A 15,738-nucleotide genomic window follows, 5' to 3' on the forward strand; every position below is an offset into this window, starting at 1 on the left:
CTCCGACTCAGCCCACGGTTGCCGAGTACCACGGACAAGCACGAATCGATATGCCAGGCTCGGCGCGCTGGTCGGCGACGGCGGGCTCGCCGAGGTTCGCGGCCGTGGACTGTGGGCCGGCGCCGAACTGGCGCCGCGGATCGGGCTGGGCAGGCCGATCAGTGAGGAACTGGCCCGGCGCGGGATCCTTGTCAAGGAAACCCACGAGACGACGCTGCGTTTCGCGCCGCCGATCGTGATCACCCGTGACGAGATCGACCACGCCGTCGACACCCTGGCCGCCGTGCTGTCCGAACGCTGACCTTGCTGGCCGCCGAGGCAGTCAGCTGCCTTCGCGGGCCAGGGCCAGGATCCGGGACGTCGCCCGCAGGTACTTCTTCCGGTATCCCCCGCGCAGCATCTCGGGCGTGAAGATCTGGTCCAGCGGCACCCCGGAGGCGCGCACCGGGATGGACCGGTCGTAGATCCGATCGATCAGCACTACCCAGCGCAGCGCGGCGGCCTGGCCGTCCAACGGCCGCACCGCACGCAGGTGGACGGTGCCGATGCCGTCCACCAACCGGCCGTACTTCGACGGGTGCAGGTCGGTCAGCCGCGCGGTGACGGCGTCGAACGAGTCAAGGCTCGCCGTCGCGGCCCCGCCCTCGCCGGCAGCGCGGGCCGCGACGACCAGCTCGTGGTCGGTCAGCGGCGGCGGCGCCTCGGCCAGTCCGGCGTGCCGATAGTCCGGGCCGTCGACCCGAAGGGTGTCGAAACGTGCCGCCAGCGCATGGATCTCGCGGCGGAAGTCCTCGGCCGCGAACCTGCCTTCACCGAGTTTGCCGGGCAGCGTGTTGGACGTCGCGGCCAGGTGCACACCGGACTCGGAGAGCTCGCCGAGCAGCCGGGTCATCAGCATGGTGTCGCCGGGGTCGTCGAGTTCGAACTCGTCGACGGCCAGCAAACGGTGTCCGCTCAACCGGCGAACGGTCTCGCCGAACCCGAGCGCCCCGACGAGATGGGTGTACTCGACGAAGGTGCCGTACGCCTTGGGTCCAGGAACGGCGTGCCAGAGCGAGGCCAGCAGGTGGGTCTTGCCAACGCCGAACCCGCCGTCGAGGTAGTAGCCGCCACCGGCCGGCGTCGACTTGCGGAACAAGCCCTTGCGCGGCGGCGAGGCGATCCGCGCCGCGAACTCGGACAGCGCCACCACGGCGGCGCGCTGGCTGGGCTCATCCGGGGCGGGAATGTAGGTCTCGAAACGGACCGCGTCGAACCGGGGCGGCGGCACCAGCCCGGTGATCAACTCATCCGGGCCGATGACAGGATCGCGGTCGACCAGCTGGATCACGGACACGAGGATTGAGAGTAGAGCGGGCCGGACGTCACTCCGAACCGCCTCCCGGATCGGCGTGGTACGGATGGGGGGTGCTCCCGGAGACCCCGACACCTGATGACGTCCCCGACCTCGGCATCGACCGCAACTCCGGACCCGCTGTGGGCGAGTTGCCGAGCGGGCCCGGCGCGGACGACGAACTGGCCGCGCTCTACGCTTGGCCGCCACTCCCGGACCCCGTCTCCGGAGGGACCTCGGCAGATCCGTGGAAAGCCAGCCCCAGGGTGGTCCGGGCGAACATGATCGCGTCGCTGGACGGCGGCGCCACCCTGAACGGCCGATCGGGTGGGCTCGGCAATCCCGCCGACGAGCATCTCTTCGCCCTGCTGAGAGACCTTGCCGACGTCATCCTGGTGGGTGCGGGCACCGTGCGCGCCGAGGGGTACGGCGGGATCCGGCTCCCGTCGGAGCGGGCGGCGCGGCGCCTGCGCTGGGGTTTCGGCGCCGAGCCGCCGCCGATCGCGGTGGTCACCGGCCGGGGGCTGGACCCGGGTTCGCCGCTGTTCGTCGACACCAGGACGCCGCCCATCGTGATCACCACGGAACAGGGCGCCGACACCGTCCCGGCCGGTGTCCGGGTCATCGTCGCCGGCACCGACCGGATCGACCCGGCCGTTGCTATCGACGCCCTCGCCGGGTTGGGGCTCCGGCGGATCCACTGCGAAGGTGGGCCGGCCCTGCTGGCCGCCTTGGCCGCCGGCGGCCTGCTGGACGAGTACTGCCTGACGATCGCACCGCTGATGCTCGGCTCACGCGCCGCTCCGGTCCTGCCGATCGAACTGCAGGATCCGCTGGGCTGGGAACTGGTCACCGCCGCCGTGTCCGGCAACCACCTGTTCACCCGGTATCGGAAGATCCCGCGGTGATGTCCCGGCAGAGCTCCCGCGGAACACAGCGCGGACGGCCCGTCATGTCGCTGGCCTCAGTGTCATCGACCGCAGTGTCATTTGCCGCAGTGTCATTTGCCGCAGTGTCATTTGCCGCAGTGTCATTGCTGTTGGCGGGCTGCACCCTCGGCCCGTCGGAGCGGCCGCCGCTGGCCACCTTCGGCGCGGCGCCCTCCACCAGCACGGCGACGGTCCCGGAGAGCACCCCGGTGGGGCCGGGCGGAACGGGCAGGCAGGCCGATCCGATCCGCTGGGAGCCGTGCAGCGATGTGAGTCCGGTGGACCGGGAGAGCGGGCTGAGGTTCACCGTCGACTGCGCCGCCGTGCTGGTCGACCGCACCGGAGTCAGCTTCACCGACCAGGCGATCCATGTGGCCAGGGCACGCGCGGCCGGCGTCGCCGAGGACGCGCCGGCGGTCGTGGTGCTGTCCGGTCCGCCCGGCGCGAACGGCCGGGACCGGGTCGCTTCCGTGGCGGCGGGACTGTCGGAGGCGGTTCGGGAGCACTTCGCGGTGGTGACCGTCGACCTCGCCGGTACCGGGCAGTCGGCGCCCATCGACTGCCTCTCCGGCTACGACACGGCGTCCCTGGCCAGTCTCGGTGCCGACCCGGCGGCACCCGGGGCCGCGACGGCCATCGCGGAGCTGTCCCGGTCGTTGACCTTCGAGTGCGGGGATCTGGCCGGGCCGGAGCTGTCTCTGGTGAACAGCACGACCGCCGCGGACGATCTCGACGCACTGCGCTCGGCGCTCGGCCAGGAAAGGTTGACGCTCATCGGGCAGGGCTTCGGCGCCACCCTGGGAGCGGTGTACGCGGATCGGTACCCGGGCCGCGTTGAAGCCGCCGTGCTGGACGCACCGAACGATCCGTTGGATGAGATGGACGTCACCGCAACGGATGTCGCGAATTCCGCAGAGCTGGCGCTGGACGACTTCGCGGCCCGTTGCCCGTCGTTCAGCGGCGGCTGCCCGCTCGGCGCCGATCCACGGGCGACCGTCGAACAGGCGATCAGCACGCTGGACGCCCGGCCCGGCGCCGGGCCGGGCGCGGGCAGCACCAACGGCGGCAGCGTGCTGCTGACAATGCTGCTGACGCTCGGCGACCCGGACAGCTGGCCCGCCCTCGCCTCGGCCATCGCCGCGGCCGCTGACGGCAACCCCGCCCCCATCGGTCAACTGCTGGAATCGGCCCTCGGTCTGCAGCAGGGCTCAACCTGGCTCAACGCGGCGATCATCTACGGCTGCAACGACGGCGCCCTGCGGATCTCGCCCGACCAGCTGTCGGCGGCGGTGGAGAAGGCGCGGGTCACGGCGCCGTTGTTCGGTCCGTACACCGTCGGGCTCACCGGTCTCTGCTCGTCGTGGCCGGCAGCGGAGGCCGCGCTCGGCGCCGTCAAGGCAGCAGGCGCGGCACCGATCCTGGTGGTCGGGTCCGTGCGGGATCCGCTCGCGCCGTACGAACAGGTGAGGTCACTGAGCGGACAGCTCGCGTCCGCGACCCTGATCAGCTGGCAGTCCGGCCGGCACGGCAGCTATCCCGCGAGTGCCTGCGTCACTGCGGCGGTCGACGCGTATCTGTTGAAGCAGGAGCTGCCCGGGGCGGGGACGCTCTGCCCGCCGTGACCGGCCGCCGGGGCGGCCCTGGATGGCGGCGGACGGCGTGGTGCGGGTCCGCTGTCGGTGGCCGGTCGTAGTGTGCCCGGCATGACCGCGTCGACGACCGCCGCCGGTCCTGCCGAGTTCCGGCGGGCCGTCGCCCGGCTGGACGTCGCCCGGGTCCGTGCGGAGGTCGAGCTCGGGCCGTTGCCGGCCCCCGCGAGATTGGCGCCGTGGAGTCATGCCCTCTCCATCACCCTCTATCCCGCCGGGAGCGACGAGGAGATGGCCTCCGGGCGGATGATCCTGCTGTTCGATCCCGATGGGGTCGACGCATGGGGCGGTTCCCTGCGGGTCGTGGTGTTCGCCACCTGCGAGCTGGACACCGAGATAGCGGTGGATCCGCTGCTGCCGGAAGTCGCGTGGAGCTGGCTGACGGAGTCGCTGGACGCATCGGGGGCCGGATACAGCGCTCTGGGCGGCACCGTCACGGCCACCTCGTCGACAAGATTCGGCGACATCGCAGGCCCGCAACGTGCCGACGACCTGGAAGTTCGGGCGTCGTGGACGGCGGACGAACGCACCGACCTCCACCTGCAGGCCTTCGCGGGGTTCCTGTCCGTTGCGGCCGGGCTGCCGCCAGAAGGAGTGACTTTGATCCAGGGGTCAGATCCGTCCGGAGTCAGGTGAGAGGGATCGGACGAAATGGACTGGTCGTTTCGGGTGCTTGACCACGGACGGCCGTAGGGCAGACACTAGCTGTGACAACGGAACGACTCGTACCCCGGAGCGGCCTGCAGGCACCACGGTGGACCGCCTGCCGTTCCGGGAAATTGTGACGCCGGGCTGCGGCTCGGCCGGTTGGAGGAACGTCCCGTGAGCAACTCGGCTGTTGGCGTGAGCGGCGGGGCACTCGGCACCAGCCCGCCGCGACGCTCGGAGGACGGCCTGACCGCCGGTCTGCTGCCGGCGCAGCGCTCCCCCCTGCGTGATGGACCCATCACCCCGCTGCGGATGGCGACCATTCTGGTCGTCGATCCCGACCGCAGCACCCGCGATCCGCTGCGCACGAGCCTGACCGAGATCGGCCTCGGCCGGATCATCGAGGCGTCGTCCGTCGCCGGTGTCGAAGACCTCGTCGGCCGCCAGGTCGCCGGCGACCTGGCCCTGGTGAGCCTTGCCCTCGGCGGCGACGCCGGCCGGGTCGTCCACGTTCTTCGGGAGTCGGGTTGGCCCCGGGTCATCGCGCTGGCACCGACGGCCGACATCGGTCCGGTCATCGACGCTGTCGGCGCGGGTGTGAGCGGTGTGCTGATCGGCCGCCGGGCCAACTCCTCCGCGTCCAGCATCCCGAGCAGCATCCACGAGTTGTCGAGCCGGGAGATCGAGGTCATCCGGCTCGTCGCCGACGGCCGGTCCAACAAGTGGATAGGCGAGCAGCTGTCACTCTCGGCGCTCACCGTGAAGAGCCATCTCGCCCGGATCGGCCGCAAGCTGGGCACCGGCGACCGGGCGCACATGGTGGCGCTGGCGATGCGTGCCGGAGTCATTTCCTGAACGACGGCGCCACACCACGCGGTGGCGGAGGCGACTTCCGTCGTCGCGGCGCGATAGGTTCCGCTGATGTCCGACACCGGTGATCGACACGTCGGCGTGCCCGACGTCCAGCCGGACGACTCGCCGGACGCCATCCAGGTACCGCCCGACGGCATCGACGAGCCGGTCAACGGGGCCGTCGACGACGACGCTCCCATCGCGATTCCACTGCTGATCCCGAGCGGACCGGTGGCCGGTCCGATCGTCGACCACACCGAGTTGCGCGAGTGGGCCACCCGGCTGGCGGAACCCGGCGGCCCGGTCGCGATCGATGCCGAGCGGGCCTCCGGCTTCCGTTACGGCTCCCGTGCCTATCTCGTCCAACTGCGCCGTCCCGATATCGGCACCGCCCTGATCGACCCCATCCCGCTCGGTGATCTCAGCGTGCTGGACGAGCCGCTCGCTGAGTCGGAGTGGGTGCTGCACGCCGCCAACCAGGACCTGCCCTGCCTGGCCGAAGTCGGCATCCGCCCCCGCAGGCTCTTCGACACCGAACTGGCGGGCCGGCTGGCAGGGCTGCCGAGGGTCGGCCTCGGTCCGCTCGTCGAGCAGATGCTCGGTTTCCACCTCCGCAAGGGGCACGGCGCCGCGGACTGGTCGACCCGCCCGCTGCCGCAGGAGTGGCTGACCTACGCCGCTCTCGATGTGGAGGTGCTGGTCGAACTCCGCGACGCGATGGAGGCCGAACTGATCCGTCAGGGCAAGCTCGAATGGGCGCACCAGGAGTTCGCGGCGATCCTGACCACCCCGCCGAGCCCGCCACGGATCGATCCGTGGCGCCGCACCTCGGGCATGCACCGGATCACCGACCGGAGGGCGCTTGCCGTCATCCGCGAGCTGTGGACCACCCGCGATGCGCTCGCCCGCCGGCGCGATGTCGCTCCGCACCGGATCCTGCCGGACTCCGCCATCATCGCGGCCGCGGTCAGCAAGCCCGCGACTGCCGCGGCACTCACCGCGCTCCCGGTCTTCTCCGGGCGGATGCAGCGGCGGAGCGCGGCGATCTGGCTGTCCGCGATCGGCCGCGCACTGGCGCTGCCCGCCGAGGAACTCCCCGTCGTCCGGCCGCCCGGCGACGGCCCGCCGCCACCGGCCAAATGGGCCTCGCGCGATCCGGCGGCCGCGGCCCGGCTGCAGGCCGCGCGCGGCGCGCTGGCCGAGCTGTCCGAACGGGTCGGTACGCCCGTCGAGAACCTCGTCTCGCCCGATGTCGTGCGGCGGATCCTGTGGACGCCACCTGACGACTCCGGGGGTATCGCGCGGGCTCTCGCGGACCGCGGCAGCCGCCCGTGGCAGATCGAACTGACCGCACGACTGCTCGCGGCAGCGCTAAATGCCGGCGTCGTCGGTGCTCCGGCAGGTCAAGTTACTGGCCAGTAACATTCGGAGTACGATGACCCGATGGCCCCTCGACGTGCCGAGGGTGTGTCCGGCCCGAGAGAACTCCGCGGCAGGGACGACAGCACCCGTTCGCCGTTCCGAGCAGCCACCGTTCATGCCCGGCAGACGAGAGGGAGCAGTCCGTGAGTGCAGCGGCACCAGTTTCATCGGGAACGATTCCAGCGGGACGGGCGTCAGGGCCGGCCGGTGACCGCCCACCGGCGCCCAGCGCCCGAACGCTCCGTGACGTGGTCTTCGTCGAGGGTGTGCGAACCCCGTTCGGCAAGGCCGGCGAGAAGGGTCAGTATTGGCAGACCCGCGCCGACGACCTCATGGTCAAGGTGATCCGCGAACTCCTCCGCCGCCAACCCGGACTGCCGCCCGAGCGGATCGACGAGGTCGCCATCGCGGCCGCGACCCAGACCGGCGACCAGGGTCTGACGATCGGCCGAACCGCCGGAATCCTTGCCGGGCTGCCGAAGTCGGTGCCCGGCTTCGCGATCGACCGGATGTGCGCGGGGGCGATGACGGCCGTCACGACGGTTGCCTCCGGCATCGCGGTCGGCGCCTATGACGTCGTCATCGCCGGCGGTGTCGAGCACATGGGCCACCATCCGATGGCCGAGGGTGCCGACCCCAACCCGCGGTTCGTCGCCGACAAATTGGTCGACCCGTCCGCGCTGATGATGGGCTCCACCGCCGAGAACCTGCACGACAGGTACCCGCAACTGACCAAGCAGCGGGCCGACGCCTATGCCGTCGCCAGCCAGGAGAAGTACGCCAAGGCGCTCGCCAACGGCAAGATCGCGCCCGACCTGGTGCCCGTCGCCACCCGCTCCGATCAGGGCTGGGGACTCGCCGGAGCCGACGAGTTGCCGCGCCCGGGAACGACTCTCGACGGTCTCGAGGGCCTTCGCACGCCGTTCCGGCCGCACGGCAGGGTCACCGCGGGCAACGCCTCCGGGCTGACCGACGGCGCCACCGGGTGCCTGCTGGTGGCCTCCGACGTCGCCGAGGAACTCGGGTTGCCGGTGCGGATGCGGATGGTCGCCTTCGCCTTCGCCGGCGTCGAACCCGAAACCATGGGCACCGGTCCCATCCCGGCCACCGAGAAGGCCCTGCGCCGCGCGGGTCTCACCATCGACGACATCGGGCTGATCGAGATCAACGAGGCGTTCGCCGTGCAGGTGCTGGCGTTCACCGACCACTTCGGGCTGGCCGACGACGACGAGCGGGTGAACCCGTATGGCGGCGCCATCGCCATGGGCCACCCGTTGGCCTCCTCGGGCGTGCGGTTGATGACCCAGCTCGCCCGGGAATTCGAGGAGCGACCCGACGTCCGGTACGGGCTGACCACGCTGTGCGTCGGCCTGGGCATGGGCGGCACCGTCATCTGGGAGAACCCGCACTTCACGCAGTCCAGTGATACGTCCTCGACCGAAGCATCCTCGATCGAAACCGCCGGGAGCGATCTGTGAGCACCATCGAGAAGGCCCGCACCGCATCGGATTCCGCCGCAGGGAGTCCCACCGAGGCCGCGCCCGAGGTCGTCACCCACGCCCTGACCCGGCTGATCGACGTCCCGGCACCGGGCGCCCCGGCGGGCAGCCGACGGGTCGCGCTGATCACCCTGGACAACGGGCGCGACCACACCCGGCCCAGCACCCTCGGCCCGCTGGGACTAGCGAGCCTGGACGCGGCCATCACGGCCGCCGTCGACGCCGCCCCGGACGCCATCGCGATCACCGGAAAGCCGTTCGTCTTCGCGGTCGGCGCCGACCTGTCACAGGCGGCAATGGTGCTCGACCGGGAAAGCGCCGCGGCCACCGTCGCGCTGGGCCACCGGGTGTACCGCCGGCTCGGCACATCAGGGATCCCAACCTTCGCCTTCATCAACGGTGCGGTGATGGGCGGCGGCTTGGAACTGGCCCTGCATTGCGACTACCGCACGCTCGCGGCCAATGCTGCGGCGGTTGCCTTTCCCGAGGTGTTCCTCGGCATCCTGCCGGGCTGGGGCGGCACCCAGCTGCTCCCGCGGATCGCCGGGCCGGAGAACGCGGTGACGGTGATCGTGGAGAACGCACTCAACCAAAACCGGATGATGAAGCCGAAGGACGCGTTGCGGCTCGGCGTGGTCGACGTCGTGCTCGATGCCGCGGACTACCTCGAGCAGTCCCTGGCCTGGCTCGCCGGGGTCCTGGACGGCTCGATCAGCGTCCCGCGTACCGATTTCGGCGGTGCCACCGACGAGGAGTGGGCGGCCGCACTCGAGCGCGGGAAGATCGTCGCCGACATGCGCACCCACGGCGCCGCACCGGCCCCGTACCGTGCGCTGGAGATGATCGCGCTGTCCCGGACCACCGACCTCGAGACCGGCTTCGCCGCCGAACGCGCGGCCCTGGTGGACCTCATCATGAGCCAGGAGTTCAGGGCCGGTGTCTACGCGTTCAACCTGGTGCAGAAACGCGCCCGCAAGCCTGCCGGTGCCCCCGACCCGCGTACCGCCCGGAAGGTGATGAAGGTCGGCGTCATCGGGGCCGGGCTGATGGCCGGCCAGTTGGCCCTGCTGTTCGCAAGGAACCTCCATGTGCCGGTCGTGCTGACCGATGTGGACCAGGCCAGGCTCGACAAGGGGCTGGCCGCCGTCCGCAGGGACATCGCGACTCTGGCGTCCAAGAAGCGCATCAGGCAGGACGAGGCCAACCGGCTCAGCGCACTGATCACCGGCTCGCTGGACTACGCGGCCTTCGCCGACGCGGAGTTCGTCGTCGAGGCGGTGTTCGAGGAGCTGGGCGTCAAGAAGCAGGTTTTCGCCGAGCTCGAGAAGCACGTCCGGCCCGAGGCGGTGCTGGCGTCGAACACGTCGTCGCTGTCGATCACGGCGATGGCGGCGGATCTGCAGCACCCCGAGCGCGTCGTCGGGTTCCACTTCTTCAACCCGGTCGCGGTCATGCCGCTGCTGGAGATCGTCCGCGGCGAGCGGACCGACGATGCCACCCTGGCAACGGCTTTCGCCCTGGCCAAGCCACTGAAGAAGGGGCCGATCCTGGTCAAGGACGCCACCGGCTTCGTCGTCAACCGGTTGCTGCTGCGCAGCATGGGTGAGGTGCTCGCGGCCATCGACGAGGGCACGCCCAGCGATGTGGCCGACGGTGCACTCGGACCGCTCGGCATGCCGATGAGCCCGCTGATGCTGACCCAGCTGACCGGACCCGCGGTGGCGTTGCACGTCCAGGAGACGCTGCACGGCTCGTTCGGCGACCGGTTCCCGGTGTCGGAGAATCTCCGGCGGATCGTCGACGGCAAGCATCGGACACTGCTCAGCTGGGATGACAGGGGGCGGCAGGTGCTCGACCCGGAGATCGCGGCGTTGCTCGTCCAGGGTGACCACCCGTCGACCGCCGAGCAGGTGCTGGACCGGGTGCTGGTCGCACTTGCCGAGGAGGCGCGGCTGATGCTCGACGAGGGCGTCGTCGCCGATGCGGCGGACCTCGACCTCGGGGTGATCACCGGGGCGGGCTGGCCGTTCTGGCTCGGCGGGATCACGCCGTACCTGGATCGGACCGGCGTGTCCGAGCGGGCTACCGGCCGGCGGTTCGCTGCGCCGGGCGTGGCCACTTTGCCCGTTTGACTCCTTGTCACACGAACGTAACGCGCCGTCGAATCGCTGGATTCGGCGGCGCGTTCGCTCTTTCGGGTGAGTTTCGACGATTTGTAGAGTGAGTAGGGCAACACAACGTCATCAACGGCACTGGTCATACGTCATGCTCAGGAACAGCGGAGCAGTTGTCCGCTGGCCACCCATACTCCCGCGAAACGAAGGTGCCGACCATGACGACGTCCGCTCAGACCCCCGCCCCGACCGCAGCTGTCCCGTCCTCCTTCGCCGCGGTCGTCAGCACAGCCTTCGTCAGCAATCCGCGCCGGACCCGTGGCCTTGACGCCGCGATGCTGACTCTGCCGGCCAGGCCGTCCGTGATGGTGGGCAACCCGCGGCGCACCCGCGGCATCGACGCCGGGTTGCTGGCCGGCTGACCGCACTCTGCAGCGCGGTCGACCCACCGACCGCACCCGCGTGAACCGCGATCAGGACGGCGACTGGACCGTGACCGGCTCGGCGGAGCAGATGCGCAGCAATTCGTCGTAGTTCGTCGGGAAGACCGTATGCGGTGTTCCACCGGCCGCCCAGACGACCGGGTAGTCGCGCAGGGCGACGTCGACCAGGGTGCGCACCGGCGTCGGATGACCGACGGGCGCCACCCCGCCGATCGGCTGGCCGGTGGCCGCGCGGACCTGCTCGGGGGTCGCCCGGCGCACCGCGTCGACACCGAGAAGTGTTGCGACGTAGGCGGTGTCCACGCGGTGTCCGCCACTGGTCAGGATCAGCAGTGGAACGTCGTCGGCCATGAAGACCAGGCTGTTCGCGATGGCCCCGACCTCGCAGCCCAGTGCCGCGGCCGCCAGCGCGGCTGTTCGCGCCGAATCGGCCAATTCCTGGACCGCTCCCGCGACACCGGCGTCCGCGAGCGCCCGGCCGACGGCCGCCGCATTCGGGTGCATCTGTGATCTCCTCGCGATCGATACCCGGCCCGGCAGGCGGTGCCCACCCGTTGACCGGTCAACTTCTACCGGAACGACCGGGCGGACCGGCCACCGCCCCGCCGGCAGATGCGGAAACGCCCCCGCCCGTTGACCCGGTAGTCGAGCTCGACGTCTCCCACCCGGACGATCACCCGGTAGCCGTCCACCAACGCCTGCGTGTACGAGCGACCCGGTTCGGGGCAGCCCAGCGATCCGTCGTTCCACCGCACGGACTCCGCCGACAGCACCTCAACCTCACCGGCGGCGACCTCACCCTCTGGCGCGAGCTCCACCGACCGGGTCGGGACCTGCCCCGCGGCGTCGGCGACGATGGCCGCCAGGATGTCCGGCGGAACGGCGGCGGTGGACGTCATCGGCCTGCTCTCTGGCGCTGGGTGGGCCCGGATCACCCTACGACCCGGGCTGCGGACGGGCGTAGCCTCTGCCGGACACCACCGACCGGCACCCCGAAGAACGAACCAGAGGCGATCAGCGTGAACACGTCCCAACTCCTTCTCGACGCCTTCGACCGGGTCACCCAGACGGCCCGCGCAGCGGTCGAGGGCATCGCCGCGGAGGACCTCACCTTTCGCGCCGACCCCGATGCCAACACCATCAGCTGGCTGGTCTGGCACCTGACCCGGGTGCACGACGACCACGTCGCCGACGCCTTCGGCAGCGAGCAGGTCTGGACCGCCCAGGGTTGGTACGACCGCTTTGGGTTGCCGTTCGACCGCGCAGAGACCGGTTACGGCCAGAGCACCGAGGACGTCGGTCGGGTGAACCCGCCGGCGAACCTGCTGCTCGGCTATCTGGACGCGGTGCACGAGGCCACCGCCGCGCACCTGCGCGGCGTCACCGATGCCGATCTCGACCGGGTCGTCGACACCGCATGGGACCCGCCGGTGACGCTCGGGGTGCGGTTGATCAGCGTGATCTCCGACGGGCTGGAGCACGCCGGACAGGCCGCCTTCGTCCGTGGGATCGCCGAACGTCGCTGACCGTCCCCGGACTCAGCTGGTTGCTCGGCAGGCCCGGTTCCCCGCACCGGGATCGCCGGGACCTTGGGCCCTGTCGGCCGTGACGGCGATGAGCGCAGCCTGAGGACAAGGCGGCGCCACCGACCGAAGGACGGCGCACGGCCGTGTGGTGTTCGGGATGTGTGTGCGGGGTGCGACGGATGGATTCCGATGCAGCGGTGTCTGTTGCCGGGTTGACCTCTGCCCAGGCGGCCGTCCGGTTGCGCGCCGACGGCCCGAACATCCTTCCGACGGCCGCCCGGCCGCCGATCGCCCGGCTGCTGCTACGGCAGATGGTGCACTTCTTCGCGCTGATGCTCTGGGTCGCGGCCGCACTGGCCGCCATCGGCGGAATGCCGGCGCTCGCAGTCGCGATCGTCATCGTCGTCCTACTGAACGGGACCTTCTCGTTCGTCCAGGAATACCGGGCGGATCGTGCCGCCGCCCGGCTCCGCGACCTGCTGCCGAGCACGGTGCAGGTGGCCAGGGACGGCGTCCGGCAGGTGATCGACGCGAAGGAGTTGGTGGCCGGTGATCAGGTGCTGCTCGACGCCGGTGACCGGGTGTGCGCCGATCTCCGCCTGGAACGCGCCGAGGGACTGGCCCTGAACGAGTCGATGCTGACCGGCGAGAGTGCCGCCGTGCACGCCGGTATCGGCGACCGGGTGCGCGCCGGGACGTTCGTCATCGAGGGCACCGGCGCCGGGACGGTCACCGCGACCGGCGGCCGCACCGAGCTCGCCGGGATTGCCGAGCTGACCCGGACCGCCGAACGGCCACCGAGCCCGCTGTCCCGTCAGCTGAACCGGGTGGTCACGGTGATCGCCGGCGTTGCGCTGGCACTGGGCGTGACGTTCTTCGGCATCACCCTGCTGCTCGGCACGCCGTTGAACCAGGGCTTCCTGTTCGCGGTCGGCGTCACGGTCGCCCTGGTGCCGGAAGGTCTGCTGCCGACCGTGACCCTGTCGCTCGCCCGCGCCGCACAGCAGATGGCCGGCAAGCACGCCCTCGTCCGGCATCTGGAGGCTGTCGAGACGCTCGGATCGACGACCTTCATCTGCACCGACAAGACCGGAACCCTGACCCAGAATCGGATGTCGGTGGTGGCCGTCTGGACCACGGCCGGCGACGTCACCGTCGAGGGCGAGGGCTACGACCCCGGCGGCCGGCTCGTCGGCTCCCCCCAGGCGATGACCGCGGCGGTGCAGGTCGGCGCGTCCGCGCTGCACTGCGTCACCGGGCGTGCCGTCCGCAAGGACGGCAGCTGGGTCGCACAGGGCGATCCGACGGAGGTTGCGCTGCACGTGTTCGGGGTGCGCTGCGGGCATCCCGACCACGGTTCGACCGGACTGCACACCAGTCGCAGGTTCCCGTTCGACCCCCGCAGGCGGCGGTCGTCGGTGCTGGTCGACGGGACCCTGCAGGTGATCGGCGCGGCGGACTCGGTGCTGCCGCGGTGTTCCCGGACAGCGGACAGCGCGCAACGCGGGGCGCTACGGGCCGCCAGGGAGATGAGCGAGCGCGGTCTGCGGGTGATGGCGGTGGCCCGCCGACCCGACGCGGACACCCGGGTGTCCGGTGATGCCGACGCAGCGGAGCGGGATCTCGAACTGCTCGGCCTGGTGGGCCTGCAGGACCCGCCCCGCAGCGGCATCGCGGGCTCCATCGCCGATTGCCGGCGGGCCGGGATCAAGATCGCCATGGTGACCGGGGACCACCCCGGAACGGCCCGCGCGCTGGCCGAGCAGGTCGGGCTGCTGACCGACCAGCCGGTCCTGCTCGGCGCGGACCTGCCGTCCGACGAAGCCGCACTGGGTGAGCTGCTCGATCACGACGGGGTGGTCATCGCCCGGGTGACGCCGGAGGACAAGCTGAACATCGCCCATGCGCTGCAGCGCCGCGGCCATGTGGTGGCGATGACGGGCGACGGGGTGAACGACGGGCCCGCCCTGCGGGAGGCGGACATCGGTGTGGCCATGGGCGCGAGCGGCACCGACGTGGCACGCGAGGCCGCTGATCTCGTCCTGCTCGACGACAGCTTCCAGACCATCGTGACGGCCGTCGAGCTGGGCCGGGCAACCTTCGCCAACATCCGCCGCTTCCTGACCTACCACCTGACCGACAACGTCGCCGAGCTCACCCCGTTCGCGATCTGGGTGCTGACGCTCGGCCACCTTCCCCTCGCACTCGGCGTCCTGCAGATCCTCGCTCTCGACATCGGCACCGACCTGCTGCCCGCGCTCGCGTTGGGTGCCGAGCCGCCCAGCAAGCGCACGATGGACGGCCCGGTGCCGCGGACCCGGCTGATGGACGCGCGGGTGTTGCGACGGGCGTTCGGCGTGCTCGGCCCGGCGGAGGCGATCGTCGTGATGGGCGCTTTCACCGCTGTCCTGATGCTCGGCGGGTGGCGCTGGGGTGCGGTGCCCGATCCCGCACTGCTCGCCACTGCCTCCGGAACCGCCTTCGCCGCAGTGGTTCTCGGGCAGCTGACGAATGCGTACGCCTGCCGCAGCACCAGCCACTGGGTCGGCGCCGTGCTCACCAGGCGGAACCCGTTGCTGCCCATTGCAATCGCCGTCGAGCTCGTCCTGCTGCTGGCGTTCCTCGGTGTCCCGCCGGTGGCCGCGGTGCTGGGCGGCAGCTTCCCCTCAGCGGCCGGCTGGGCGCTCGCGATGCTCGCGATCCCCGCCGTCGTCCTCGCCGATCTGGTCGAGAAGACCGTACTGCACGGCATTCCCACTATCCGGCCGTCGCCCCGGCGGAGCTCGTCGCCGTGGAACCGGCGCCGTCTGCAACCCCGTCCCCGGACAGTTCGAGGTAGGCGCGACCGCGCGCCGAAAGCTCGTACCCCACCTCGAGACTGTGGGTCAGCCCTAGCTCCTTGAACTTGCGGACGTCGAGCTTGAACGGCTTGGTTTCCCGGCCGAGCGACGCCGCCAGATCGGGTGCCCGGACGGCGGGCCGGGCCGCGATCAGCCGCAGGATCTCCCTGGTCCACGGCCCGGTCCTGCGGCCACGGTCCATCCGGTCGAGCGCGGCACTGATCGTCGCGACATCGGTGGCGGACGGCAGGGTGTCGCGCAATTCCACGCGTTCGTCGGGCCGGTCGAACGTCACCTCGATCCGGTACAGCCGGGATCCCCTGCCCCGCTCGTTGGCCTTGCGCAACTGCGCCAGCGAGGCCATCCCGGCGCCGATGGCGTCGGCCTCGGTCAGCGCGGTCTCGTCCGCCGGCTCCACCGAGATGAACCTGATCACCCCGGCCGGCGTCCGCTGGGTGCCGCCGGGCCGGACCCTGGGCGCGT

14 protein-coding genes are annotated in these 15,738 nt (G+C 71.1%); 11 read left to right on the forward strand and 3 right to left on the reverse strand.

What is annotated here, in order from left to right; translation table 11 throughout:
* The coding region (locus ACVBEQ_RS18815) for an aminotransferase class III-fold pyridoxal phosphate-dependent enzyme (RefSeq protein WP_447154833.1) at positions 1–301 on the forward strand (301 nt) is incomplete at its 5' end.
* A 21-nt stretch (positions 302–322) separates the two neighbouring features.
* Here the strand turns inward: ACVBEQ_RS18815 and zapE are convergent.
* The gene (gene zapE / locus ACVBEQ_RS18820) at positions 323–1,336 is read right to left on the reverse strand and encodes a cell division protein ZapE (protein WP_447154834.1); all 1,014 of its coding nucleotides are present in this window, start codon (positions 1,334–1,336) and stop codon (positions 323–325) included.
* A 71-nt stretch (positions 1,337–1,407) separates the two neighbouring features.
* Between zapE and ACVBEQ_RS18825 the strand changes: the two genes are divergently transcribed.
* The 8 genes from ACVBEQ_RS18825 (at position 1,408) to ACVBEQ_RS18860 (ending at position 10,868) form a co-directional block, all read left to right on the forward strand.
* On the forward strand, positions 1,408–2,241 hold the full coding sequence (locus tag ACVBEQ_RS18825) for a pyrimidine reductase family protein (protein WP_447154835.1): 834 nt from the start codon (positions 1,408–1,410) through the stop codon (positions 2,239–2,241).
* Positions 2,242–2,360: 119 nt separating this feature from the next.
* Positions 2,361–3,884: an alpha/beta hydrolase gene (locus tag ACVBEQ_RS18830; protein ID WP_447154836.1), complete on the forward strand. Its 1,524-nt coding sequence runs from the start codon at positions 2,361–2,363 to the stop codon at positions 3,882–3,884.
* Between the two features lie 81 nt (positions 3,885–3,965).
* The gene (locus ACVBEQ_RS18835; RefSeq protein ID WP_447154837.1) at positions 3,966–4,547 is read left to right on the forward strand and encodes a DUF3000 domain-containing protein; all 582 of its coding nucleotides are present in this window, start codon (positions 3,966–3,968) and stop codon (positions 4,545–4,547) included.
* 186 nt (positions 4,548–4,733) lie between these two features.
* A complete protein-coding gene (locus ACVBEQ_RS18840) occupies positions 4,734–5,414 on the forward strand; it encodes a helix-turn-helix transcriptional regulator (RefSeq protein WP_447154838.1) in 681 nt (226 codons plus the stop codon).
* Positions 5,415–5,480: 66 nt separating this feature from the next.
* Positions 5,481–6,833 carry an HRDC domain-containing protein gene (locus ACVBEQ_RS18845; protein WP_447154839.1) on the forward strand — a complete coding sequence of 451 codons (1,353 nt, stop codon included), beginning with the start codon at positions 5,481–5,483 and terminating at the stop codon, positions 6,831–6,833.
* A 248-nt stretch (positions 6,834–7,081) separates the two neighbouring features.
* Positions 7,082–8,311: a thiolase family protein gene (locus tag ACVBEQ_RS18850; protein WP_447154840.1), complete on the forward strand. Its 1,230-nt coding sequence runs from the start codon at positions 7,082–7,084 to the stop codon at positions 8,309–8,311.
* Positions 8,312–8,316: 5 nt separating this feature from the next.
* Positions 8,317–10,464, forward strand: coding sequence for a 3-hydroxyacyl-CoA dehydrogenase NAD-binding domain-containing protein (locus ACVBEQ_RS18855; RefSeq protein WP_447154930.1), 2,148 nt, complete (start codon positions 8,317–8,319; stop codon positions 10,462–10,464).
* A 200-nt stretch (positions 10,465–10,664) separates the two neighbouring features.
* Positions 10,665–10,868: a hypothetical protein gene (locus ACVBEQ_RS18860; RefSeq protein ID WP_447154841.1), complete on the forward strand. Its 204-nt coding sequence runs from the start codon at positions 10,665–10,667 to the stop codon at positions 10,866–10,868.
* A gap of 51 nt (positions 10,869–10,919) precedes the next feature.
* Here ACVBEQ_RS18860 and ACVBEQ_RS18865 read toward each other — a convergent pair whose 3' ends face one another.
* Positions 10,920–11,393, reverse strand: coding sequence for a YbaK/EbsC family protein (locus tag ACVBEQ_RS18865; protein WP_447154842.1), 474 nt, complete (start codon positions 11,391–11,393; stop codon positions 10,920–10,922).
* A 65-nt stretch (positions 11,394–11,458) separates the two neighbouring features.
* Positions 11,459–11,788, reverse strand: a complete 330-nt coding sequence (locus ACVBEQ_RS18870; protein ID WP_447154843.1) for a hypothetical protein — start codon at positions 11,786–11,788, stop codon at positions 11,459–11,461.
* A 120-nt stretch (positions 11,789–11,908) separates the two neighbouring features.
* Here ACVBEQ_RS18870 and ACVBEQ_RS18875 point away from each other — a divergent pair, with 120 nt between their 5' ends.
* Together ACVBEQ_RS18875 and ACVBEQ_RS18880 are read left to right on the forward strand one after the other, a co-directional pair.
* Entirely contained in the window at positions 11,909–12,415 is a 507-nt protein-coding gene (locus ACVBEQ_RS18875) for a mycothiol transferase (RefSeq protein WP_447154844.1), read from the forward strand.
* A gap of 179 nt (positions 12,416–12,594) precedes the next feature.
* Positions 12,595–15,318, forward strand: coding sequence for a cation-translocating P-type ATPase (locus tag ACVBEQ_RS18880; protein WP_447154845.1), 2,724 nt, complete (start codon positions 12,595–12,597; stop codon positions 15,316–15,318).
* Positions 15,319–15,738: the final 420 nt, after the last annotated feature.

This window comes from Nakamurella sp. GG22 (genome assembly GCF_052976845.2).